Here is a 441-nt window from a genome sequence, read left to right as displayed (position 1 = left end):
CACCAGCTTTGCAGTCCACGCGGTTGCTGGACCAGGTGCGTGTCTGCTTTGCAGTGAGGCAGTCGTCAGTCTGCTTTTGGCCGAAAACAGTCATCTTACTGATAACCGCTTTGGGCCCATAGCAGAGATCAACAAGCAGCGTGAGCGAACTTCCAGCCGGCTGGGTGATGCCGACCGGCTGGACGGCGCGTTCAGCGCCGGTGATGGGGGAGCCGGCGTTTTAAATGGCATCACCGGATATAAGCCGCCAATTCCTCGGGGCTTCCTTCGGGAAAGGCCTCCTTGAGAAAGTTCAGGAAGGCGGAAACCCGGCCGCTCAGCAGGCGGCGGGATGGGTAGAGCGCCCATAGCGCCACCTCGGGCCCGGTGACGTCGCCCCATTGCACCAGCGTTCCGGCGGCCAGGTCGGGGATGACCAGCGACAAGGGGAGGCGCGCCGCA

At 63.0% G+C, this 441-nt stretch carries 1 pseudogene; it reads right to left on the bottom strand.

From position 1 onward, the window contains the following. Nucleotides 1-230: 230 nt before the first annotated feature. Nucleotides 231-441 (bottom strand): annotated as a pseudogene (locus AC1D0P_RS29790) (LysR family transcriptional regulator); the annotation flags it as partial.

The organism is Polaromonas sp. P1_G2 (assembly GCF_056405515.1).
Note: the sequence above shows the minus strand (reverse complement) of the source record. Positions and strands in the feature narration are given on the sequence as shown.